The organism is Streptomyces azureus, assembly GCF_001270025.1.
Taxonomy (GTDB): Bacteria; Actinomycetota; Actinomycetes; order Streptomycetales; family Streptomycetaceae; genus Streptomyces; species Streptomyces azureus.
This window is the reverse complement of the sequence record NZ_DF968222.1, coordinates 1-22,307: the sequence shown is the minus strand read 5'-3', so window position 1 is coordinate 22,307 and position 22,307 is coordinate 1. Positions and strand designations below refer to the sequence as shown.

The following is a 22,307-nucleotide window of genomic DNA, read 5'->3' as shown; positions in this document are numbered from 1 at the left end:
CCTTCATGACCTTCCTGATCGCGGTCCCGACCGGTGTGAAGTTCTTCAACTGGATCGGCACCATGTGGAAGGGCTCGCTGTCCTTCGAGACACCGATGCTGTGGGCGACCGGCTTCCTCATCACCTTCACCTTCGGTGGTCTGACCGGTGTCATCCTGGCCTCGCCGCCGATGGACTTCCACGTCTCGGACTCGTACTTCGTGGTGGCCCACTTCCACTACGTCGTCTTCGGCACGGTGGTCTTCGCGATGTTCTCCGGCTTCCACTTCTGGTGGCCGAAGTGGACCGGCAAGATGCTGGACGAGCGCCTCGGCAAGATCACCTTCTGGACGCTGTTCATCGGCTTCCACGGCACGTTCCTGGTCCAGCACTGGCTGGGTGCCGAGGGCATGCCGCGCCGGTACGCGGACTACCTCGCGGCCGACGGCTTCACCGCGCTGAACACGATCTCGACGATCAGCTCGTTCCTGCTCGGCATGTCGCTCCTGCCGTTCTTCTACAACGTGTGGAAGACGGCCAAGTACGGCAAGCCGGTCGGCGTCGACGACCCGTGGGGCTACGGCCGCTCCCTGGAGTGGGCGACCTCCTGCCCGCCGCCGCGGCACAACTTCGTCATCATGCCGCGGATCCGCAGTGAATCCCCGGCGTTCGACCTGCACCACCCGGAGATCGCCGCCCTCGACCAGCTCGAGAACGTCGGTCACGGCGAGAAGGCCATCGCTGGTGGCAAGGAGGCCGGCAAGTGAAGATCCAGGGCAAGATGTTCATGTGGCTGAGCGTCTTCGTCCTCGCCATGGCGATCGTCTATGGCGTGTGGTCGAAGGAGCCGGCCGGTACCACGGCCCTCTTCCTGGCCTTCGGCCTGTGCATCATGATCGGCTTCTACCTCGGCTTCACGGCCAAGCGGGTCGACGTCGGTGCGCAGGACAACAAGGAGGCGGACGTCGCGGACGACGCCGGCGAGGTCGGGTTCTTCAGCCCGCACAGCTGGCAGCCGCTCTCCCTGGCCATCGGTGGCGCCCTCGCCTTCCTGGCCATCGCGATCGGCTGGTGGCTGCTGTACTTCTCGCTGCCGATCATCCTGATCGGTGTCTGGGGCTGGGTCTTCGAGTACTACCGCGGTGAGAACCGCACCCAGTAACACGAGCCGAACGCTTCAGGGGCCCGGACACTCCGCAAGGAGCGTCCGGGCCCCTGCTTTTGCCGCAATACGTGTCACTCGTACGAGTCACTCGGCGTGCCGCAGTTGACGCGGCTTCCTAGCGTGAGGCCATGAGCCACACAGCGATCTCCCGCCCAGTCGCCAGCTGCACGCTGCTGGTGATAGCCCTCTGCGCGGGCGTCACCGCCTGCGGCTCGGACGGCAACCCGCTCTCCCACCGCCCCTACGACGCGGCGGACCAGATCTCCTTCAACGCCCCCTCACAGGGCCGCAAGAAGGCCGACCCCGACAAGCCCCTGGAAGTGGTCGCCGAGGACTCCGACGGGCGCATCACGGACGTCACGGCCTACGATGCCGCCGGACGCTACGTGGCCGGCGAACTCGCCGCCGACGGCGGCCGCTGGCACAGCACCTCGCCGCTCGCCGCCGACGCCAGCTACACGGTCCGCGTGAGCACCGAGGACGAGGACGGGGCGCCCGGCCGCAAGGTCCTCACCTTCGACACCGGCAAGCCCACCTCCAAGAAGCGCCTGGACGTCACCTTCGGCCCCAAGGCGGGCACCTACGGCGTCGGCCAGCCCATCACGGCCGAGCTGAGCCAGCCCGTCAAGGACAGATCCCAGCGGGCCGTCGTCGAACGGGCCCTCAAGGTCTCCTCCATACCCGCCACGGACGGCGCCTGGCACTGGGTGGACGACAAGAAGCTCCACTACCGCCCGAAGGACTACTGGCCCGCGCAGGCCACCATCCAGGTCCGCAGCAACCTGGCGGGCATCAAGATCGGCGACCGTATGCGGGGCGGCAAGGCCAAGCCGCTGACGATCAACACCGCCGACAAGGTCATAGCCGTCACGGACGCCGCGGCCCACCGGATGAGCGTCTACAAGAACGACGAGATCGTCCGGCAGATCCCGGTCACCACGGGCATGCCCGGATACGAAACCCGCAACGGTGTCAAGGTCGTCCTGGCCAAGGAAGGCACCGTCCGGATGACCAGCGCCAGCATCGGCGCCTCGGACTTCTACGACCTGATCGTCCACCACTCCGTGCGCGTCACCAACAGCGGCGAGTACGTCCACGCCGCGCCCTGGTCCGTCGGCTCCCAGGGCTACGCCAACGTCAGCCACGGTTGCACCGGCATGAGCACCGAGAACGCCGCGTGGTTCTACGAGAACATCCGCGAGGGCGACATCGTCAAGGTCATAAACTCCGCCGGCGACACGATGACCCCGTTCGGCAACGGCTTCGGCGACTGGAACCTCGAGTGGAAACAGTGGCGCACGGGCAGCTCCCTGACAGCCGGCACCCCGGAGGGCCCGACAGCAGCCGACAGAGCCCGTCTACGCCCGCAGAGCGTCTGACCTCAGGGGCGCGGGACCGTGTCGATGTGCGGCTCCGGCGCGTGGGCGCGAACAACCCCCACACACCCGCAGGTCGCCACGCAACCGGACGTCCCGGGCTCCTAGGCGTTCAAAGCCGCCCTCGACCGCAACAAAGAAGCCAACGCCGAGGCGAACTCCACCGGCTCCACCGGCAGGGTCACCGCACTCTCGGCCCGGCTCCAGGTCGCGAGCCACGCATCCTGCGGCCGTCCGATGAGCAGCAGCACCGGAGGACACTCGAACACCTCGTCCTTGATCTGCCGGCAGAGCCCCATGCCCCCCATCGGCACGGCCTCACCGTCCAGCACACAGACGTCGATCCCACCCCGGTCCAACTCCTTGAGCACCGCTCCCGGAGTCGCACACTCCACGAACTCCACCAGGGGAACGTCCGGCGCCGGCCGCCGTCCCGTGGCGAGCCGCACCTGCTCGCGGGTGTTGGAGTCGTCGCTGTAGACCAGCACCGTGGCGGTCGGCTGCATTGTTCCTCCGTGACGTCAGCGTCGTAAGGACAGGCCCGTGGGGCGGATGCTACTCCCTTGAACACCACGTCAACAGCGGTACGACCGGGTCGGACACTCCGAACGGCACCCCCCGGAGTGAGGGCGGGATAAGCGACCGACATAATGTCGGTCGTGGCGACAGCAACGACAGTAGAAACCGGGCACGCGCACCCGTCGGTCAACCGGCCGAACCTCACCAGCGTCGGAACCATCATCTGGCTGAGTTCCGAGCTGATGTTCTTCGCGGCCCTCTTCGCGATGTACTTCACCCTGCGATCGGTGACGGGTCCCGATCACTGGAAGGAGATGGCCAGCCATCTCAACTTCCCGTTCTCGGCGGCGAACACCACCATCCTGGTGCTCTCCTCACTCACCTGCCAGCTCGGCGTCTTCGCCGCCGAGCGCGGTGACGTGAAGAAGCTGCGGATGTGGTTCATCGTCACCTTCGTGATGGGTGCGATCTTCATCGGCGGCCAGGTCCTCGAGTACACCGAGCTGGTCAAGGAGGCGGGCCTGTCCCTGTCCTCCGACCCGTACGGCTCGGTCTTCTACCTGACCACCGGCTTCCACGGCCTGCATGTGACGGGCGGTCTCATCGCCTTCCTGCTGGTCCTGGGCCGGACCTACGCGGCCCGGAGGTTCACCCACGAGCAGGCGACCGCCGCGATCGTCGTGTCCTATTACTGGCACTTCGTCGATGTCGTCTGGATCGGCCTCTTCGCCACGATCTACATGATCAAGTAGCGGGACCGCAGCGCGCGCCCGACGAGGCACGCATCCCAGAAGCACCGACGCAGAAGATCCTGACACCGGGGTAATCCGTGAAAAAGCTCTCCGCACGACGACGCCACCCGCTGGCGGCGGTCGTCGTCCTACTCCTCGCGCTGCTCTTCAGCGGGGGGCTGTACGCCGTGTTCGCACCCACGAGCAAGGCTGAGGCCGACGAAACCGCCCAGTCCCTCACCATCGAGGAGGGCAAGAAGCTCTACTCGGTCGGCTGCGCCAGTTGCCACGGCACCGGCGGTCAGGGCACCTCCGACGGGCCGAGCCTGGTGGGCGTGGGCGCCGCGGCCGTGGACTTCCAGGTGGCCACCGGCCGTATGCCGGCCGCCACCTCCCAGGGCCCGCAGGTCCCCAAGAAGAAGAACATCTACAGCCAGGCCGAGATCGACCAGCTCGCGGCCTACATCGCCTCGCTGGGCGCCGGGCCTGCCATCCCGACCGAGGAGCAGTACGGCCCCCAGGGTGCCGACATCGCCAAGGGCGGTGAGCTGTTCCGTACCAACTGCGCGCAGTGCCACAACTTCACCGGCAAGGGCGGTGCGCTGACGCACGGCAAGTACGCACCGGACCTCGAGGGCGTCAGCCCGAAGCACATCTACGAGGCCATGCAGACCGGCCCGCAGAACATGCCGTCCTTCCCCGACACCACGCTGTCGGAGGAGAACAAGAAGGACATCATCGCGTACCTGGACGCGGTCAACAGCAGCAAGTCCGAGAGCCCCGGCGGCCTCGAGCTCGGCGGCCTCGGGCCGGTCAGCGAGGGACTGTTCGGCTGGATCTTCGGTCTCGGCGGGCTGATCGCCGTCGCCGTGTGGGTCGCCGCCCGGACCGCAAAGGCCAAGAAGTCATGAGTAGCCAAGAGAATCCAGAAGAGAACCTGCCTGCCGAGCAGTCCGCAGGACATGACGAGCACGGGCACGGGGCGCTGAGCCCCGCGGACGAGAAGCACCCGTTCGCCGACCCGGGCCTGCCCCCCCACGAGCACCGGATCCAGGACGTCGACGAGCGGGCCGCCAAGCGGTCCGAGCGTGCGGTCGCCCTGATGTTCACGGTGTCGATGCTGGCCACCATCGCCTTCATCGCCGCGTTCGTGGCGATCCCGGTCGACAAGTCGGTCTACATCTTCCCGCTGGGCCACATCAGCGCGCTGAACTTCGCGCTGGGCATGACGCTCGGCATCGCGCTGTTCTGCATCGGCGCGGGCGCCGTCCACTGGGCCCGCACCCTGATGTCGGACGTGGAGATCGCTGACGAGCGGCACCCGATCGAGGCGGAGCCCGAGGTCCGCGAGAAGGTCTTCGCCGACTTCAAGCAGGGCGCCAAGGAGTCCGCGCTCGGCCGCCGCAAGCTGATCCGCAACACCATGTTCGGCGCGCTCACGCTGGTGCCGCTCTCCGGTGTCGTGCTGCTGCGCGACCTCGGCCCGCTGCCCGAGGACAAGCTGCGTCACACGCTGTGGTCCAAGGGCAAGCTGCTCGTGAACATGAACACGAACGAGCCGCTGCGTCCCTCGGACGTCGCGGTCGGTTCGCTGACCTTCGCCAAGCCCGAGGGCCTGGAGGAGCACGACCACGAGTTCCAGAACGAGATCGCCAAGGCCGCCCTGATGATCGTCCGGATCCAGCCGGAGAACATCAAGGACAAGCGCGAGCTCGAGTGGTCGCACGAGGGCATCGTCGCGTACTCGAAGATCTGCACCCACGTCGGCTGCCCGATCTCCCTGTACGAGCAGCAGACGCACCACGTGCTCTGCCCCTGCCACCAGTCCACCTTCGACCTCTCCGACGGTGCCCGAGTGATCTTCGGTCCCGCTGGTCACGCCCTGCCGCAGCTCCGCATCGGCGTGAACGACGAGGGTTACCTCGAGGCGCTCGGCGACTTCGAAGAGCCCGTCGGCCCTGCTTTCTGGGAGCGCGGATGAGCACTGCACAAGAACGCCGCAAGGCACCCGCCGGAGAGCGGGTCGCCGACTGGGCCGACGGCCGCCTCGGGATCTACTCCCTGGCCAAGGCCAACATGCGCAAGATCTTCCCGGACCACTGGTCCTTCATGCTCGGTGAGATCTGCCTCTACAGCTTCATCATCATCATCCTGACGGGTGTGTACCTGACGCTGTTCTTCCACCCGTCGATGAACGAGGTGGAGTACCACGGCAGTTACGTCCCGCTCCAGGGGCAGCTGATGTCGGAGGCCTTCGCCTCCACCCTGGACATCAGCTTCGACGTGCGCGGCGGTCTGCTCATCCGGCAGATCCACCACTGGGCGGCGATCATCTTCCTCGCCGGCATGTTCGTGCACATGATGCGCGTGTTCTTCACCGGCGCGTTCCGCAAGCCGCGTGAGATCAACTGGCTGTTCGGCTTCCTGCTGTTCGTCCTGGGCATGTTCACCGGTTTCACCGGCTACTCGCTCCCGGACGACCTGCTCTCCGGCACCGGTGTCCGCTTCACCCAGGGCGCGATCCTGTCCACGCCGATCATCGGCACGTACATCTCGATGTTCCTGTTCGGCGGGGAGTTCCCGGGTACCGACTTCGTCGCCCGGTTCTACTCGATCCACATCCTGCTGCTGCCGGGCATCATGCTCGGGCTCGTGGTCGGCCACCTGATCCTGGTCTTCTACCACAAGCACACGCAGTTCGCGGGTCCCGGCCGGACCAACAAGAACGTCGTCGGCATGCCGCTGCTGCCGGTCTACATGGCCAAGGCCGGAGGCTTCTTCTTCCTGGTCTTCGGCGTCATCGCGGCCATCGCCGGCATCGCGACCGTCAACCCCATCTGGGTCCTGGGCCCCTACCGTCCCGACCAGGTGTCGACGGGTGCGCAGCCCGACTGGTACATGGGCTTCGCCGAGGGTCTGGTCCGGGCGATGCCCGGCTGGGAGATCGACTTCTGGGGTCACACGCTCGTCCTGGGCGTGTTCATCCCGCTGGTGCTGTTCGGTCTCTTCCTCGGGATCATCGCCCTCTACCCGTTCATCGAGTCGTGGGTCACCGGGGACAAGCGCGAGCACCACATCCTGGACCGGCCGCGCAACGCCCCGACGCGCACCGCCTTCGGTGTCGCCTGGGTCACCGGCTACATGATCATGCTGATCGGCGGTGGCAACGACATCGTCGCCACCCACTTCCACCTGTCGATCAACGCGGTCACCTGGTTCGTCCGGATCGGGTTCTTCGCCGGGCCGGTCATCGCGTTCATCATCACCAAGCGGATCTGCCTCGGCCTCCAGCGCCGGGACAAGGAGAAGGTGCTGCACGGTCGCGAGACCGGCATCATCAAGCGCCTGCCGCACGGTGAGTTCATCGAGGTGCACGAGCCGCTCAGCCAGGAGCAGATGTACACGCTCACGGCGCACGAGCAGTACAAGCCGGCCGAGATCGGCCCGACGGTCGACGAGAACGGTGTCGAGCGCAAGGTGAAGGGCTCCGAGAAGCTGCGCGCCAAGCTCAGCGATTCCTACTACGGCGAGGGAGCCCAGATCCCGAAGCCGACCGCCGAGGAGTACCGGGAGATCACCAGCGGCCACGGCCACCACTGATCACTGCTTCGCCACGCCACACGAAGGGCCCCGTCCGGTGTTCGGACGGGGCCCTTCGCCGTGCCCCGTGGCTGGATAGGGTGGACCTCGTTGAGACCCTCGTCCCGTAGTGCGGGACGCCTGACCCTGGAGCGGCTTATGAGCGCTGTGATCCCCGCTGGAGGCGACACCGCGGCGGGCCGCTCCTGGCCCCTGCTGTTGAACGGTCTGCTGGAGCGCCGGGACCTGACCGCCGACGACACCGCGTGGGCGATGGACCTGATCATGCGCGGCGAGGCGACGGACGCCCAGATCGCCGGGTTCGTGGTGGCGCTGCGGGCCAAGGGCGAGACCGTCGAGGAGATCGCCGGATTCGTCCGGGCGATGTACGAGCACGCGAACGTGATCGAAGTGCCGGGCCCGGCCGTCGACATCGTCGGCACGGGCGGCGACGGGGCGAAGACCGTCAACATCTCCACGATGTCGGCGATCGTCATCGCCGGCACGGGTGCGAAGGTCGTCAAGCACGGCAACCGCGCGGCGTCCTCGGCGTCCGGGGCGTCGGACGTGCTGGAGAAGCTCGGCGTCAACCTGGAGCTGCCGACGCACCGGGTGGCCCAGGTCGCCGAGGACGCCGGGATCACCTTCTGTTTCGCGGCGAAGTTCCACCCGGCGATGCGCCACGCGGGCGCGGCCCGTGGCCAGTTGGGCATCCGAACGATCTTCAACGTCCTCGGCCCGCTGACCAACCCCGCGAAGGTACGCGCCCAGGCCGTCGGTGTCGCGGATCCGCGCATGGCACCGATCGTCGCGGGTGTATTCGCCGAGCGCGGCCACTCGTCCCTGGTCTTCCGCGGCGACGACGGCCTCGACGAACTGACCACCACCGCCACGTCCAGGGTGTGGGTCGTCCGTGACGGCAAGGTGACCGAGGAGGCCTTCGACCCGCGCGACGTGGGCATCGAACTCGTCCCCGTGGAGGCCCTGCGCGGCGCGGACGCCTCCTACAACGCGGAGGTCGCCCGCCGCCTGCTGGACGGAGAGACGGGCCCGGTGCGGGACGCGGTCCTGCTGAACTCGGCGGCTGCCCTGGTGGCCCTCGATCCCGGCCGGGGGACGCTGGCCGAGCAGATCCGTGCCGGCATGGCGAAGGCGGCCGAATCGATCGACTCCGGGGCCGCCAAGCGGACCCTGGAGCGGTGGGTGGCGGCGAGCAACGCGTAGGGCCTGTCTGACAAATCCCCGCCTGCTCCGCGGCGTCCGGCACGCGCTCGAGCAGGGGGGACCCCATCGAGGGCGCTCCGGCGCCTTGCGATCGCACGCTCCCCCAAGCTCTCGACTTCGCTCGAGCAGGGGGACCCCCATGACGCCGCGGAGCCCGCCCTCCGGGCGGACGACGGGGATGTGTCAGACACTGGCGCGGGGTGTCCCGCAATCCGGACGCGGGTTGCGGGACCTCGATCATTCTCGTAAGTTCCTCTCCAGGTCATGAGTGACAGTCATGAGGCCCCGGCCGACTGTCCGGCAACCCTCCGTCCGTGGCGGGGTGCCCCGGGTGAAGACCAGGCCGTAGTCAGCAAGGTCTACGGCAAGCGCGGACCCCTCGCGAAACCAGGGGTCCTGGTCGTTCGAGGGAGCCTCCCGTGAGCAAGCGAATGCGCTAGGGCCGCAGAGCCCCGCCTCCGCACACCCCTTTTCTCTCCACCCCTGTCTCTCACGGGAGTTCCCCCATGTCCGTCTCCACTGCCTCCGCTGTCGCCGCCGACCAGGCCGTCTGTGCCCCGCTGCCCGTCCTGGGCCGGGACGTCACCGTTCCACTCGTCACCGGTGGTGAGGTCACCTACGCCGCGCTCGACTACGCCGCCAGCGCCCCGGCGCTCCAGCGGGTCTGGGACGACGTCGCCGCCTACGCGCCGTACTACGGCAGCGTCCACCGCGGTGCCGGGTACCTGTCCCAGTTGTCGACCGACCTTTTCGAGAACGCCCGCCGTACGGTCACGGAGTTCCTCGACTGCCGGGACGGTGACCAGGTGGTCTTCACCCGGTCCACCACCGACTCCCTCAACCTCCTCGCCGCCGCGCTCCCGGCCGGCTGCCAGGTCTTCGTCTTCGAGACCGAGCACCACGCCGCCCTGCTGCCCTGGCGCGACGCCCGCGTCACCTACCTCGACGCCCCGCGCAGCCCCCGCCAGGCCGTCGAGACCCTGAAGCGCGCCCTCGCCGAGAGGGACCCCCACGGGCCCGCCCTCGTCTGCGTCACCGGCGCCTCGAACGTCACCGGCGAGCTGTGGCCCGTACGGGAGCTCGCGGCGGTCGCGCACGCCCACGGCGCCCGGATCGTGCTCGACGCCGCCCAACTGGCCCCGCATCACCCCGTGTCCGTCAGGGACCTCGATGTCGACTGGGTCGCCTTCTCCGGGCACAAGCTGTACGCGCCCTTCGGCTCCGGCGTGCTGGCCGGGCGGGCCGACTGGCTGCGCGAGGCCGAGCCGTACCTCGCCGGCGGCGGCGCCAGCCGCAAGGTCACCCGGCGCACGGACGGGGGAGTGGACGTTCAGTGGCACGACAGCGCCGCCCGTCACGAGGCCGGTTCGCCCAACGTCATCGGTGCCTACGCCCTCGCCTCCGCCTGCAAGGCGCTGACGGAGGCCGGCTTCGACACGCTCGTCGCCCGCGAGCAGTACCTGGTCGCCAAGGTGCGGGAGGGGCTCGCCGACGTCCCCCAGGTGCGGTTCCTGTCCCTCTTCGGGGACGACGCGCCGCGTGTCGGTGTGCTCTCCTTCGTCGTCGAGGGCTGGAACAGCTCGCACTTCGCCGCCGCGCTCTCCGCCGAGTACGGCATCGGCGTCCGGGACGGGCTCTTCTGCGCCCACCCGCTGGTGAGCACGCTGCTCGGCAGCGACCCGCAGACGCAGGGCGAGTGCGGGGCACCGGAGGCGGCTCCCGGCGAGAAGTCCCTCAACGCCATCCGCGTGAGCTTCGGCGCGGGTACGCCGGACGAGCACGTGGAGCGGTTCGTCCGGGCCGTGAAGGAGCTCGTGACAGACGGGGCGCGGTGGAACTACCGCACGGAGGACGGGCGTTGCGTCCCGGACAGGTCGGCCTGAACGGCCCGGTCGGAGACCAGCGGTAGCCGGGTGCCGAGGACGATCATCCGCAGGGCCCGCTCGGTGGCGTCCGTGAGCAGCTCGCTCGCCCGGACCAGGGCCTCCGCCAGGGCCATCGGTGCCGGCAGGATGCCGCTGAACGCGTCCACGCCCGGCACCTCGTGCGCGCCCTCGCCGAGCGTGCCCGCCAGGGCCAGGACCGGGCGGCCGTAGAGCTTGGCCCGGCGGGCCACCTCGGCGGGGACCTTGCCGCGCGGCGTCTGGTGGTCCAGGGCGCCCTCGGCGGTGATCACCAGGTCCGCGCCGGCCAGCCGGGCGTCCAGGTCGAGGTGGTCCAGCAGCACGTCGAAGCGGGGGAGGAGACGGGCGCCGAGGGCGGCGAGGCCGGCGCCCAGGCCGCCGGAGGCCCCGGTTCCGGGACCGTACCGGAGGTTGGTGTCCGGGACGGCGACGTCGCGGGTGAGGACGAAGGCCCAGTTCTCCAGTCCGGTCGACAGCTGCTCGACCTGGGCGGGCGTCGCGCCCTTCTGCGGTCCGAAGACCCGGGCCACGCCGCGTTCGCCGCACAGCACGTTGTACGGGTTGCAGGCGACGAGCAGCTCCACGTCCGCCAGGCGGGTGTCCAGGCGCCTCGGGTCGATGCGGTGCAGTCTCGTCAGCTCCCGGCCCCCGACCGGGAGTTCCTCGCCCTGCTCGTCCAGCAGCCGGGCACCGAGCGCCTGGAGCGCGCCCGCGCCGCCGTCGGAGGTGCCCGAGTCGCCGCAGCCGACGAGGATCCGCCGGACGCCCTGGTCGAGCGCGGAGCGGATCAGCTCGCCGACGCCGTAGGTGGTGGTGGCGCCCGGGTCGCGCAGGCCGCGCGGGACGAGGGAGAGGCCCGCGACCGCCGCCATCTCCACGACCGCCGTGTCCCCGGAGCCCAGCAGGGCGAAGTGGGCGCCGATGGTCTCCCCGACCGGGCCGGTGGCGGGCACGGTGACGAGCCGGCCCCCGGTCGCGGCGGCCAGGGCGACGGCCGTGCCCTCGCCGCCGTCCACCAGCGGGACGAGGTCGAGCTCGGCGTCGGGCAGGACACGGCGTACGCCGGCGGCGATGGCGTCGGCGGCGGCCTCCGCGGACAGGGACTCCTTGAACCCGCTGGGGGCTACGACGACACGGGTCAGCATGGGTGGGGCTCCTTAACGGGTGACGGAGACGCCGAGCAGCGGCCACACCGCGACGGCGAAGAGCAGCACGAGCGCGGCGGTCAGCGGGGCCAGGAAGGCGGACAGCCGCAGCAGGTCGCGCGGGGTGTAGGTGGGGGTGCCGGGGATCTGCGCGAAGAGCGTGACCGGCTTGGCGGAGGCGGGCAGCGTGTGGCAGAAGCCGGCGGCGGCGGTGGAGGCGAGCGCGGCGGCGACCGGGTTGACGCCGACGCCGACGGAGGCGGCCACGACCAGCGGGACCAGGACGGAGGAGCGGGCGGAGCGGGACTGGAGGACCAGGTGGGCGGCCGTGCTGACCGCGATCACGACCGCCAGGAACACCACCGGGGCCTGACTCGTCGGCAGCCCGGAGACCAGCCACTTCGCCGCTCCGGAGTCGGTGAGCGCGACGCCCATCGCCATCGTCGCCGCCATGAACAGCAGCAGTGACCAGGGGACGGTCTTCAGCGCGTCCTTCAGGCGCACGGTGCCGAGGGCGGGCGACGAGGCGATGACCGCGCCGATCAGCGCGACCAGCGCGGGCGGCACGCGGTGCAGGGGCTCACTGCACCACAGCAGCACCACCGTGGCCATGAGCAGGGCGCAGCGCTTCTCGGCCTGGCTCCAGGGGCCGGTGACCGGCTGCTCGCTGTGCTGCTGGATCTGCTCGGGGGTGATGCGGACCGGGCCGCTGCGGTCCGCCCGCCGGGTCGTCGTCAGCAGGACCAGCTCGGCGGACAGGTGCGAGGAGGCCACGGCCAGCGGCAGGCCCAGCAGCAGCCACTGAGTGAAGCCGATGTGCCGCCCGGTCGCCTCCCACAGCACCGACACGGTGATCAGATGCGCTCCGGCGCCGATCAGGGTCGCCACCGCCGACAGCAGGATCACGGTCGGGAACAGCAGCGCCAGCATCACGACCAGTCGTTTCCGGTCGGCGAGGACCTTGGCGAGGGCGAGGAACACCGGCAGCGCGAGCGCGGCCCGGCCGGAGGTGGCGGGCACCGCGAACGCCGTGACGACCAGGGCCGCCGTCGTCAGGTGCACGAGCTGCCGTACCGTGCGCGCCCCGCTGACCAGAAACACCGCCGCCCGCCCCGCGAGCCCGGTCCGGCTCACCGCGGCGGCCAGTACGAACGCGCAGATCAGGAGCCACACCGTGGCTTCACCGAGTGTGCCGAACAGGGTGTCGCTGCTGATCACGCCGGTCACCGTGAGCGCGAGCCCGGCGCCCAGCGCGATGTAGGTGTCGTCGATCGACGTCCCCATCCAGGCGCAGGTCGCCAGTACGAACACGGCGAGCGTGAAACGGGCGTCGGCGCCGAGTCCCGGGAAGTTCCGGGGGACCGCGAGCAGGAGGCAGACGGTCAGCGCCGCGCACAGGGCGGCGGTGGATCGGAGGTTCAGCGTCACGTCATCGAGGATTCGCCCGGGTGGTGAGCCGTCGATGAGCCGAAGATGAAGGGAACTTCACCCGGGCCTTCACCCGTTCCTCAGCCGGTGGGCAGCCGGTAGCCCATCCCGCGTACCGTCTCCACCCGCTCCGCCCCCAGCTTCTTGCGCAGCGTCCGCACGTACACGTCCACGATGTTGGACCCCGGGTCGAAGTCGTACCCCCACACATGGGACAGGATCTGCTCCCGGGACAGCACCTGCCCGGGATGCCGCAGGAACAGTTCCAGCAGCACGAACTCACGGGCCGTCAGGTCGACGGTCCGCTCCCCGGAGCGCGCCCGGCGCGTGCGCAGGTCCAGGCTCAGGGAACCGGATCTGAGCACCGTCACCTCCGGCGCCCGCGCGGCCGTCCGCAGCCTCAGCCGCACCCGGGCGAGCAGCTCCTCGAAGCGGAACGGCTTGGTCATCCAGTCGTCGGCGCCGCCCTCGAGACCGGCCACCGTGTCCCGTACGGAGTCCCGCGCGGTCAGCACGATCACCGGCACCGTCACCCGCGCCTCGCGCAGCTCGCGCAGGATCGTGAAGCCGTCCCGGCCGGGCAGTCCGATGTCCAGGACGACGAGGTCGAAGCCGCCGGTCAGGGCGTACTCGTAGCCCGCGTCGCCGTCGGTGACGACGGTCGTGGTGAAGCCGTTGGAGCGCAGGCCCTTTTCCACGAAGGAGGCGATGCGCTCCTCGTCCTCGACGATGAGGATGCGGTTCACGTGGGATCCCCTTCCGGTGCCCGGGGCGCGTGCAGAACGAGGGCGAAGGTGGCGCCGCCCCCGGGCGTGCCGTGGAGCCGTACCCGGCCCCGGTGCCCCTCGGCGATCGCCTTGACGATGGACAGTCCGAGCCCGGCGCCGGAGCCCCGGGCGCCACGGCGGGCCGTGCCGCGCCGGAAGCGTTCGAAGATCACCTCGGTGTCCTGGGGCTGCACACCGGGCCCGGAGTCGGCGACGTACAGCTCCAGGTGCGGGCCGTCGGTGCGAGAGCCGATGCGGATGGTCTGGCCGGACGTGGTGTGCTGCACGGCGTTCTGCGCCAGCTGCACCATGGCCTGGGTGATCCGCTGCGGATCCAGCTCGGCCTCCAGGTCGGCGACCTCGGCGAGCTGCCAGTCGCGTTCGCCGAGCGTGCGGGCCTTGACGTAGACGTCGGCGGTGAGTTCGGCGACCTGGACCGGCTCGGGGGAGACGAAGTCGGGGCGTTCGGCCTTGGCGAGCAGCAGCAGGTCCTCGACGATGCGGCTCATCCGGTCCAGCTCGTCGGTCACCAGCCGGATGGTCTCCTCGCGTTCGGCCGGGTCGTCGCCCATGAGTTCGAGATGGCCGCGCACGATGGTGATGGGCGTGCGCAGCTCGTGGCCCGCGTCGTCGACGAACTCGCGCTGGGCGGCGAAGGCCCGCTCCAGCCGGTCGAGCATGCCGTTGAACGTATCGGCGAGAGCCGCTATGTCGTCGTTTCCGTGCACCGGGATCCGCCGGGTGAGGTCCTGCTCGGTGAGCTGCGCCGCCGCGGTGCGCACCACCCGCACGGGCCTGAGGATCCGCCCGGCGACCGCCCAGGCGATCCCGACGGTCAGCAGCAGGGCGACCCCGGAGATGACGAGCAGCGTGCGGAACATGCTGTTCACGCGGGCCTGCTCGCGCTCCGGATGGAAGGCGACGACGAACGCGGCGTCCGGCTCCCGGCCCTGCTGGGCCACGGTGACCTTGGCCCAGCGGATCTCGCCCTCCGGCCGGTGCAGCACACCGGAGGACGCGGGCGAGCCGAAGATGCGGCGCAGGGCGTCGACGTCCCGGTCCAGGGGCAGGGCGACGGCCACGTCGTGCTGCTGGCGCAGCGGCCGGAGGCTGCCGTCGGTCCTGGTCACCAGGCCGATCAGCTCCTCGTCCGCGTCGGGGTTCTGCCGTTCCAGGAACACCGTCAGCAGCCGGTCCGCGTCGGTGAACGGCCGGCCCGTCCGCGGGTCCCCGCCCTGCTCCTCGAAGTTGGCGAACTCGCCGGTCTCCTGGGTGAGCAGGCGGTTGATCCGGTTGTCGACGTCCCGCAGCAGGAACGAGCGGGTGGTCATGGCGACGGAGGCGAGCGCGACCGCCATCACGAGCAGCAGCCAGAGCAGGATGCGGACCCGGGCGGAGACGCGCCGGCGGCCGGCGTCAGTTGTCAGAACCGGCGCCGTCGTCGTCGCCGGGCCCGTCGTCCGATGCTCCCCGGCCGCGGTCGTCGTCGTCATCGCCACTCGCTGAGCTGTCGGTCACCGGAGGCCGCGAGCCGGCCTCGTCGCCCGGTGTGGGCTTCGGCGGCGTGGACTTCGCGGGTGTGAGCGTGGAGGTGGGTGTGGGCGAGCTGTTGTCCAGCTCCACCTGCTGGGACGGGACCTTGGGCGCCTCGGGGCTGTCCGCGAGGGCGTAGCTGGTCGCGGCGATGCCCAAGGGGATCAGCACGACGGCGGACAGGGCCGCCATACGACGGGAGAAAGCCATGCGCCCGAGCCTGCGGCCGGAACCAGGAGCCGATGATGAACCCTGGATGAAGAACTCTTCATCCAGGGGCCGCGGCGGTCCTCAGTTGTCCAGCCCGATCGCGAACGCCGCCTCCAGGTCGTGCTGCGAGTACGTGCGGAACGCCACGTGCGTGTCGGTCCCCTCCACCCCGGGGATCTTGCTGATCCGGCCGGGGATGACCTCCGCCAGGTCCTCGTGCTCCTTCACCCGGACCATCGCGATGAGGTCGTAGGTGCCGGTGACGGAGAAGACCTCGCTGACGTTGTCCAGCGCGGCGATCGACTCCGCGATCTCGGGGATCCGGTCCACGCTGGTCTTGATGAGGACGATCGCGGTGATCACGGCTGGTTCTCTCCCTCGGGGGCCGGAGCAGGGGCGGCCTTCACTCTAGTGGGACGGCCGTAGCGGACCGAGGCGTAGCCGAAGCCGAGGCCGAAACCCACCAGGTGGGCGAGGTAGGCGACGCCCGGGCCGTCCGGGGCCCGTCCCGCCGCCAGCCACTGGAGCGCCGCCCAGAACGGCAGCACGATCCAGGCCGGGAAGCGCACCGGCAGGAAGAAGAGGAAGGGCAGGAGACTGGTCACCCTGGCCCGCGGGAACAGGTAGAGAAACGCACCGAGGACCGCCGAGATCGCCCCCGAGGCACCGACCAGGGACTGCTCGGAGTCCGCGTTGGCGACGGCGTAGCCCAGCAGCGCCAGATAGCCGCAGCCGACGTAGAACAGGGTGAACTGCACCCGGCCCATCCGTTCCTCGGTCATCGCCCCGAAGACGTAGAGGAAGAGCATGTTGCCGAGCAGGTGCACCCAGCTGCCGTGGACGAAGAGGGCCGTCGCGGGGGTGAGGGCCGATCCGGCGGATCCCTCGAACAGTTCTGCGGGGATCACCCCCCAGCGCCGGAAGTAGGACCGTTGCGCGGCGAGCAGGTCGTCGCCCGTGCCGTACGCCGGACTCAGGCCCGAGGCGGGCCCGGCCAGGAAGACCGCGCAGCACAGGGCGATCAGTGAGTACGTCACCGGCGCCGACGACCCCCGGACCGATCTGCCGGCCCGGACGATCGACGCACTCCACTTGCTGATCATGAACACAGAGCATGACGTAACCGGACGCACCCGCACAGACCGCCTCGCCGCCGCGGACGCGTGGGCGGCGAGGACCCGCCAGGCCGTAGGGTTACGAGCCACACGCACCGGGGATGCCGGTGGCGTCACGGACACTAGAAGGAAAGAGAACAGGCCACGATGACGGTTCCCCTGCCCACCGCCTCGACGCGGTGGCGCTGCGCCCTCTGCGGCAACCTCACGAGGTTCGACGTGACCCGCTCGTCGAAGGTCGTCGAGTACGTCCACCTCGATCTGGCCGGAGAGCCGAAGGTCGAGGAGCGCGAGGTGCTCAGTGAGACCATCGAGTCGGTGCGCTGCCGCTGGTGCAACGCGGTGGACCAGGTGGAACTCGTGGACAGGCCGGGTGCCGGCTCCTGACGATGGGGGTCCCCCCGCTCGAGCGAAGTCGAGAGTGGGGGATGGCCCCGCGAGAATTGGGGTGTGTGACGGATGGTGGAGACCACGGGCGGGGGGCCGGGCGACGGCGCCGCCGAGGTGCTCGACCGTCCGCTGCCCGACGGCGTGCGCCGCAGGGTCGTCCAGATCGTCTCCGACGGTTTCGGTTCGCTGACGGTCGGCGAGCTGCCCGCGCAGCTCAGGCAGTACGCGCGGTTCGCCCCGAACCGGCGGGCCAAGTTCGCCGGCAACGCCATGGCCGCGGCGCTGGAGACCGACCCGCTGTTCCGGCAGCGCATCGGGGAGAAGCTCAGAGAGGCCCAGCCGGAGCTGACCGGCGCCCTCGACTCAGGCTCCCCGCCCCCGGCCGCGGATCCGCTCGACGTGGCGGCCGCGGCCTACGTACTGCGGCCGACGGACTGGGTGAAGCTCGTGACCGCCGCCGGCGAGGAGGCCCAGCGGGCCGACGCCGAGCGGGCCGACGAGGAGAACCGGGCCGAGCTGGAGCGGCTGCGCGCCGAGCTGGCCCGGGCCCGTGACCACACCAGGGTCGAGACGGAGCGGCTGCGCACGGAGCTGGAATCGGCCAGGAAGGAAGCCGAGTCGCTGCACCGCAAGCTCCGCGCCGCCCTCAGTGACGTCAAGCGCGGCGAGGCCGCTCTGCGCAAGGCGCACGGCGAGATCGAGGCCGTCCGCGCCGAGGGGCAGGCCCAGGTGTCCGCCGCCGAGAGCGAGACCCGGCGGCTCAAGGCGCGGCTGGGCGAGACCGAGGCCGCGCTGGAGGCGGCGCGCCGGGCGGCGCGCGAGGGCCGCAGCGTCGAGGACATGAGGGTGCGGCTGCTGCTGGACACCCTGCTGGACGCCACCCAGGGGCTCCGGCGCGAGCTGGCCCTGCCGCCGGTGTCGGTGCGGCCCGCCGAGACGGTGGACGCCGTCGAGCCGGGCCGGATGAGCCCCAAGGACATCGCCGCCCGCGCCCTGTCCGAGAACGACCCTCAGGTCCTGGACCAGCTGCTGGCGCTGCCGCAGGCCCACCTGGTCGTCGACGGCTACAACGTCACCAAGACCGGCTATCCGCAGATGCCGCTGGAGAAGCAGCGCCTGAGGCTGCTGGGGCAGCTCTCGCAACTGGCGGCGCAGAGCGGCGCCGAGGTGACGTGCGTCTTCGACGGGGCCGAACTGGCCGCGCCGGTACTGCTCGCGCCGCCGCGCGGAGTGCGGGTGCTGTTCTCGAAGCCGGGCGTCACCGCCGACGAGCTGATCCGTCAGCTGGTGCGCGCCGAACCGCCCGGCCGGCCGGTCATCGTGGCCTCCACCGACCGCGAGGTCGCCGACGGTGTGGCCCGCGCGGGCGCCCGTCCCGTGGCCTCGGCGATGCTGCTGAAGCGCCTTTCGCGGGGCTAGCGGCCGTTCCAGGGCCTAAGGGGCGTACGCACCATGTGTAACTTCCAGGCGAGATGCCCGAATTGGCGCGACCTTCACGCGACGTACGGTCAAGTTCACCGCACAGCCTGTGAGTCCCGTGCAAAGAATGACCTCTGTGGCGGAATTTTTCATCTGAGGATTTGAACTGATCACAGGAAGGTCACTAGGGTCAGGCCCCGAACCTCCGCTCGGGTGATCGCTCACTGGGAGCGACGGCGGAGGGGCCGAGAAGGAGCTTGTCACCCGTGGCGTCCCACCGTCGTCCCAAGCAGCCGAGCCGCGCACGTGTGACCGTGTTGACCACAGCCGCCGCCGCTGCCGTCGCCTTCAGCTCGCAGGCCGCCAACGCCGCCCCCAGCGAGAAGCCGAGCAAGGACGAGGTCAAGGCCAAGGTAGACAAGCTCTACGAAGAGGCTGAGCAGGCCACCGAGAAGTACAACGGGGCCAAGGAGAAGCAGGAGAAGCTCCAGAAGGAGATCTCCACCATCCAGGACAACGTCGCCCGCGGCCAGGAGGAGCTCAACGAGCTGCGCGACAGCCTGGGTCTCGCGGCCGCGTCGCAGTACCGGACCGGCTCCATCGACCCCTCCGTCCAGCTCTTCCTCTCCGCCGACCCGGACGACTACCTCGACAAGGCCTCCACGCTCGACCAGTTGAGCAGCCAGCAGGTCGAGGCGCTGAAGAAGGTCCAGGAGAAGCAGCGCGAACTCGCCCAGGAGCGCGCCGAGGCCTCCGAGAAGCTCAAGGACCTCGCCTCCACCCGCACCGAACTCGGCAAGAAGAAGAAGGAAGTCCAGGGCAAGCTCGCCTCCGCGCAGAAGCTGCTCAACAGCCTCTCCGCCGCCGAGAAGGCCAAGCTCGCCGAGGAGCAGAACCGCGCCAGCCGGGCCAGCGAGCGCGACGCCCTCACCGCCGACGTCCCGCCCGGCTCGGGCCGGGCCGCCGCGGCCTTCGCCTTCGCCCAGAGCCAGCTCGGCAAGCCGTACGTCTACGGGGCCACCGGCATGAGCTCCTACGACTGCTCCGGCCTCACCTCCCGGGCGTACGCCGCGGCCGGCGTGCAGATCCCGCGCACCTCCGAGGCGCAGACCGGAGCCGGCACCAAGATCTACTCGGTCAGCCAGCTCAAGGTCGGCGACCTGGTCTTCTTCTTCAACGACCTGCACCACGTCGGCCTCTACGCCGGCAACGGACAGATCATCCACGCCCCGCGCACCGGCACGGTCGTCCGCTACGAGTCGATGGACACCATCGGCGGCCCGTTCATGTTCGGCGTCCGCGTCTGACGTTCGGCACGACGACCCCCGACCGGCCCCCGGCGTCTTCAAGATCAGGACACCGTTCCGCCGTTCGGGCGAATCGCGCCAGCTTCGACTGAGCCCACGCCCCGCCAGTGACCTGCGTCAGTGGCGGGGCGTCGTGCCGCATACCCACGGATGGTCGTTGGCGGACCCCCGTCGCGGGGCTACTGTCTGCCGCGTTTCCTAGTCCGTCAGCGGAAGGAGAGCGGCTTCCCGTGGGGTCCCATCGCCGCCTTGCACCGTCCGGGTTCGACCTGGGCGCCAGTGTCGCGGTCAGCTTCCTTTCCGTCGCGGCCGCCGCCCTGGGCGCGGTACCGGCCGTGGCCGCACCGTACGACGAGACCCGGGCCGAGGTGGACCGCCTCTACGAGCGGGCCGAGAAGGCGACCGAGGCCTACAACGCGGCCGACGAGCGCGCCGACGAACTGCGCGACGAGGCCCGCACCGCCCGGGACCGGATCGCCCGGCAGCAGCAGCGCATCAACTCCATGCGGGAGTCGCTCGGTTCGCTCGCCGGCGCCCAGTACCGGTCGGGCGGCATCGACCCGTCCCTCGCCCTGCTGTTCTCCGACGACCCGGACGACTACCTCGACAAGGCGTCCCGGCTGGGCCGCATCACGGCCCACCAGGCCGGCGAGCTGAAGGAGCTCCAGGAGGCCATGCGCGAACTCGCCCAGGACCGCGAGGAGGCCGCCGGCAAGCTCCGCGAACTGGAGAAGAGCCGCAAGGCCGTCGCCGCCCACAAGAAGACCGTCGAGCGGAAGCTCGCCACGGCCCGGCGGCTGCTCAACTCCCTTCCGGACGCCGAGCGCGACGCGTACGACCGAGCCTCCCGCACCGGCCGCGACGGCATTCCCGACCTCGGCAGCGCCACCGCCGCCTCAGGACGCGGAGCGGCCGCCGTCGCCGCCGCCCGCAGCGCCCTCGGCAAGCCCTACATCTGGGGGGCCAACGGCCCCTCCGGTTTCGACTGTTCGGGCCTGATGCAGTGGTCGTACGCGCAGGCCGGGGTCTCCCTGCCGCGCACCTCGCAGGCCCAGCGATTCGCCGGCCGGCAGGTCCCGCTGTCCGAGGCGCGTCCCGGTGACCTGGTCGTCTACCGGTCCGACGCCAGCCATGTCGGGATGTACATGGGCAACGGCCAGGTCATCCACGCGCCCTACCCCGGCGCGCCCGTGCGCTACGACCCGGTCGGGATGATGCCGGTCTCGTCGGTCACCAGGGTCTGACCGGCCCGCCCCGGCGCCCGTACGATCGGGAACGTGGCTGGTCGAAGGTCGGGGTCCCTGGTGGTGGCGCTCGTTGTGCTGCTCGTCTTCCTGACCGGATGCGGGGGCCGGCCTGCCGCCGACAGCGCCACGGCCGACGTCCAGCGGCTCCTCGACCGGCGGGCCGCCGCGGTCCTCGACCATGACGAGCGGGCCTACGCGCGCACGGGCACGGGGGTAGATTTCGCCCATCTGCGCGCGCTGCCCCTGGCCGACTGGTCATACCGCGTGACCGACGTGCACCGCACCGGCGACACGGCCACCGCCGACGCCGAACTGCGCTACCGCGTCTCCGGGTACGACCGGGCGCCGGTGACCGCCGGCCGCACCCTGCGGCTCAGCCGCGACGGGGACGGGCAGTGGTCCGTCGACGCCGACCGGCCCGCGAGGAAGTCCGCCCAGCAGCTGTGGGACCAGGGTGCGGTACAGGTCGTCCGGGGCGAGCGCAGCCTCGTCCTCGGGGTCGGGCAGTCCGGCCGGTCGCTGCGCGGCTTCGCGGACCTGGCCGACCGTGCGGTGCCCGCGGTCTCGGAGGCGTGGGGCACGGACTGGGGCCGGCGTGTCGTCCTGCTCGTACCGAAGTCACTGGAGGGGATGGCGGGGCTGCTCGGCTCGCCCGCCTCCTCCTACCGCGGGATCGCGGCGGTCACCACGGGCGAGACGGGCGCAGCGGCACAGGCGCCGGCGGACCGCATCATCGTCAACCCGGACGCGTTCGCACTCCTCGGCACGTTCGGAGAGCAGGTCGTCGTCACCCACGAGACGACCCATGTCGCCACCCGCACCCACACCACCCCCGCCACCCCGCTCTGGCTGTCCGAGGGCTACGCCGACTGGGTCGGCTACCGGGCCACCGGCCGCACCCCGCGCGAGGCCGCGCCCGAACTGTCCCGCGCGGTGACCCAGGGCCAGATCCCGTCCGCCCTCCCGGCCGACGAGGACTTCGGCTTCACCGGCGACGCGAGCCGCCTGGCCCGGGCCTACGAGAGCGGCTGGACGGCGTGCCGGCTGATCGCCGACCGCTGGGGCGAGGCCCGGCTGGGCGAGTTCTACCGGGCCGTCGGCGAGCACCGGAAGCGGGCGGGGGCGGTGGAGGAGGCGATGCGCGAGGTGCTGGGGACGACGCCGGAGTCCTTCACGGAGGAGTGGCGGGACTATCTGCGGGTTCGGCTGGGCTGAGCGGGCTGGGGCGGGGTGGCCGTCGGTTTGCCTGGGCTGGTGGGGGTGTGGTGG

Annotated in this window: 22 protein-coding genes and 1 riboswitch; of the genes, 14 read left to right on the top strand and 8 right to left on the bottom strand. The window is 70.4% G+C overall.

Annotation, left to right across the window (positions count from 1 at the left end):
* The 3 genes from AOQ53_RS08345 to AOQ53_RS08335 form a co-directional block, all read left to right on the top strand.
* On the top strand, positions 1-746 hold a 746-nt coding region (locus tag AOQ53_RS08345; RefSeq protein WP_174523243.1), incomplete at its 5' end, for a cytochrome c oxidase subunit I.
* Complete coding sequence (locus tag AOQ53_RS08340; RefSeq protein ID WP_059416341.1) at positions 743-1,141, top strand: cytochrome c oxidase subunit 4; 399 nt, start codon at positions 743-745, stop codon at positions 1,139-1,141. The genes AOQ53_RS08345 and AOQ53_RS08340, both read left to right, overlap by 4 nt.
* A gap of 131 nt (positions 1,142-1,272) precedes the next feature.
* The gene (locus tag AOQ53_RS08335; protein ID WP_059416340.1) at positions 1,273-2,523 is read left to right on the top strand and encodes a L,D-transpeptidase; all 1,251 of its coding nucleotides are present in this window, start codon (positions 1,273-1,275) and stop codon (positions 2,521-2,523) included.
* Positions 2,524-2,624: 101 nt separating this feature from the next.
* On the opposite strand, the gene AOQ53_RS08330 is transcribed toward AOQ53_RS08335, so the two are convergent.
* Positions 2,625-3,026, bottom strand: a complete 402-nt coding sequence (locus AOQ53_RS08330; protein WP_059416339.1) for a response regulator — start codon at positions 3,024-3,026, stop codon at positions 2,625-2,627.
* Positions 3,027-3,170: 144 nt separating this feature from the next.
* Between AOQ53_RS08330 and ctaE the strand changes: the two genes are divergently transcribed.
* The 6 genes from ctaE (at position 3,171) to AOQ53_RS08300 (ending at position 10,456) form a co-directional block, all read left to right on the top strand.
* Positions 3,171-3,791, top strand: a complete 621-nt coding sequence (gene ctaE, locus AOQ53_RS08325) for an aa3-type cytochrome oxidase subunit III (protein WP_030249479.1) — start codon at positions 3,171-3,173, stop codon at positions 3,789-3,791.
* A gap of 77 nt (positions 3,792-3,868) precedes the next feature.
* Complete coding sequence (gene qcrC, locus AOQ53_RS08320) at positions 3,869-4,681, top strand: cytochrome bc1 complex diheme cytochrome c subunit (RefSeq protein ID WP_059416338.1); 813 nt, start codon at positions 3,869-3,871, stop codon at positions 4,679-4,681.
* Positions 4,678-5,751, top strand: coding sequence for a cytochrome bc1 complex Rieske iron-sulfur subunit (gene qcrA / locus AOQ53_RS08315; RefSeq protein ID WP_059416337.1), 1,074 nt, complete (start codon positions 4,678-4,680; stop codon positions 5,749-5,751). Before qcrC ends, qcrA begins: the two co-directional genes overlap by 4 nt.
* Positions 5,748-7,370 (top strand): cytochrome bc1 complex cytochrome b subunit, encoded by a 1,623-nt coding sequence (gene qcrB / locus AOQ53_RS08310; RefSeq protein ID WP_059416336.1) that lies wholly within the window; start codon positions 5,748-5,750, stop codon positions 7,368-7,370. The genes qcrA and qcrB overlap by 4 nt, the downstream gene beginning before the upstream one ends.
* A 138-nt stretch (positions 7,371-7,508) precedes the next feature.
* Entirely contained in the window at positions 7,509-8,573 is a 1,065-nt protein-coding gene (gene trpD, locus AOQ53_RS08305; RefSeq protein ID WP_059416335.1) for an anthranilate phosphoribosyltransferase, read from the top strand.
* Positions 8,574-8,833: 260 nt separating this feature from the next.
* Positions 8,834-8,950, top strand: a riboswitch (SAM riboswitch).
* Positions 8,951-9,079: 129 nt separating this feature from the next.
* Entirely contained in the window at positions 9,080-10,456 is a 1,377-nt protein-coding gene (locus AOQ53_RS08300) for an aminotransferase class V-fold PLP-dependent enzyme (RefSeq protein WP_059416334.1), read from the top strand.
* Here AOQ53_RS08300 and AOQ53_RS08295 read toward each other — a convergent pair.
* From AOQ53_RS08295 to AOQ53_RS08265, 7 genes are all read right to left on the bottom strand, one after another.
* Complete coding sequence (locus AOQ53_RS08295; protein ID WP_059416333.1) at positions 10,411-11,622, bottom strand: glycerate kinase; 1,212 nt, start codon at positions 11,620-11,622, stop codon at positions 10,411-10,413. The genes AOQ53_RS08300 and AOQ53_RS08295 overlap by 46 nt on opposite strands.
* A gap of 12 nt (positions 11,623-11,634) precedes the next feature.
* A complete protein-coding gene (locus AOQ53_RS08290) occupies positions 11,635-13,050 on the bottom strand; it encodes an SLC13 family permease (RefSeq protein ID WP_059416332.1) in 1,416 nt (471 codons plus the stop codon).
* A gap of 80 nt (positions 13,051-13,130) precedes the next feature.
* Positions 13,131-13,796 carry a response regulator transcription factor gene (locus AOQ53_RS08285; protein ID WP_031115817.1) on the bottom strand — a complete coding sequence of 222 codons (666 nt, stop codon included), beginning with the start codon at positions 13,794-13,796 and terminating at the stop codon, positions 13,131-13,133.
* Positions 13,793-15,310: a sensor histidine kinase gene (locus tag AOQ53_RS08280; RefSeq protein ID WP_078945206.1), complete on the bottom strand. Its 1,518-nt coding sequence runs from the start codon at positions 15,308-15,310 to the stop codon at positions 13,793-13,795. The genes AOQ53_RS08285 and AOQ53_RS08280 overlap by 4 nt, the downstream gene beginning before the upstream one ends.
* Positions 15,234-15,560, bottom strand: a complete 327-nt coding sequence (locus AOQ53_RS08275; RefSeq protein WP_059416331.1) for a hypothetical protein — start codon at positions 15,558-15,560, stop codon at positions 15,234-15,236. The genes AOQ53_RS08280 and AOQ53_RS08275 overlap by 77 nt, the downstream gene beginning before the upstream one ends.
* An 81-nt stretch (positions 15,561-15,641) precedes the next feature.
* Positions 15,642-15,923, bottom strand: coding sequence for an Lrp/AsnC family transcriptional regulator (locus AOQ53_RS08270; RefSeq protein ID WP_059416330.1), 282 nt, complete (start codon positions 15,921-15,923; stop codon positions 15,642-15,644).
* The gene (locus AOQ53_RS08265; protein WP_059416342.1) at positions 15,920-16,663 is read right to left on the bottom strand and encodes a rhomboid family intramembrane serine protease; all 744 of its coding nucleotides are present in this window, start codon (positions 16,661-16,663) and stop codon (positions 15,920-15,922) included. The genes AOQ53_RS08270 and AOQ53_RS08265 overlap by 4 nt, the downstream gene beginning before the upstream one ends.
* Positions 16,664-16,822: 159 nt before the next feature.
* Between AOQ53_RS08265 and AOQ53_RS08260 the strand changes: the two genes are divergently transcribed.
* The 5 genes from AOQ53_RS08260 (at position 16,823) to AOQ53_RS08240 (ending at position 22,253) form a co-directional block, all read left to right on the top strand.
* Positions 16,823-17,062 carry a hypothetical protein gene (locus tag AOQ53_RS08260; protein ID WP_020272953.1) on the top strand — a complete coding sequence of 80 codons (240 nt, stop codon included), beginning with the start codon at positions 16,823-16,825 and terminating at the stop codon, positions 17,060-17,062.
* A gap of 72 nt (positions 17,063-17,134) precedes the next feature.
* Positions 17,135-18,484, top strand: coding sequence for an NYN domain-containing protein (locus AOQ53_RS08255; protein ID WP_059416329.1), 1,350 nt, complete (start codon positions 17,135-17,137; stop codon positions 18,482-18,484).
* 266 nt (positions 18,485-18,750) lie between these two features.
* Positions 18,751-19,791 carry a C40 family peptidase gene (locus AOQ53_RS08250; RefSeq protein ID WP_059416328.1) on the top strand — a complete coding sequence of 347 codons (1,041 nt, stop codon included), beginning with the start codon at positions 18,751-18,753 and terminating at the stop codon, positions 19,789-19,791.
* 230 nt (positions 19,792-20,021) lie between these two features.
* Complete coding sequence (locus AOQ53_RS08245; RefSeq protein ID WP_059416327.1) at positions 20,022-21,035, top strand: C40 family peptidase; 1,014 nt, start codon at positions 20,022-20,024, stop codon at positions 21,033-21,035.
* A 33-nt stretch (positions 21,036-21,068) separates the two neighbouring features.
* The gene (locus tag AOQ53_RS08240; RefSeq protein ID WP_059416326.1) at positions 21,069-22,253 is read left to right on the top strand and encodes a hypothetical protein; all 1,185 of its coding nucleotides are present in this window, start codon (positions 21,069-21,071) and stop codon (positions 22,251-22,253) included.
* Positions 22,254-22,307 lie beyond the last annotated feature (54 nt).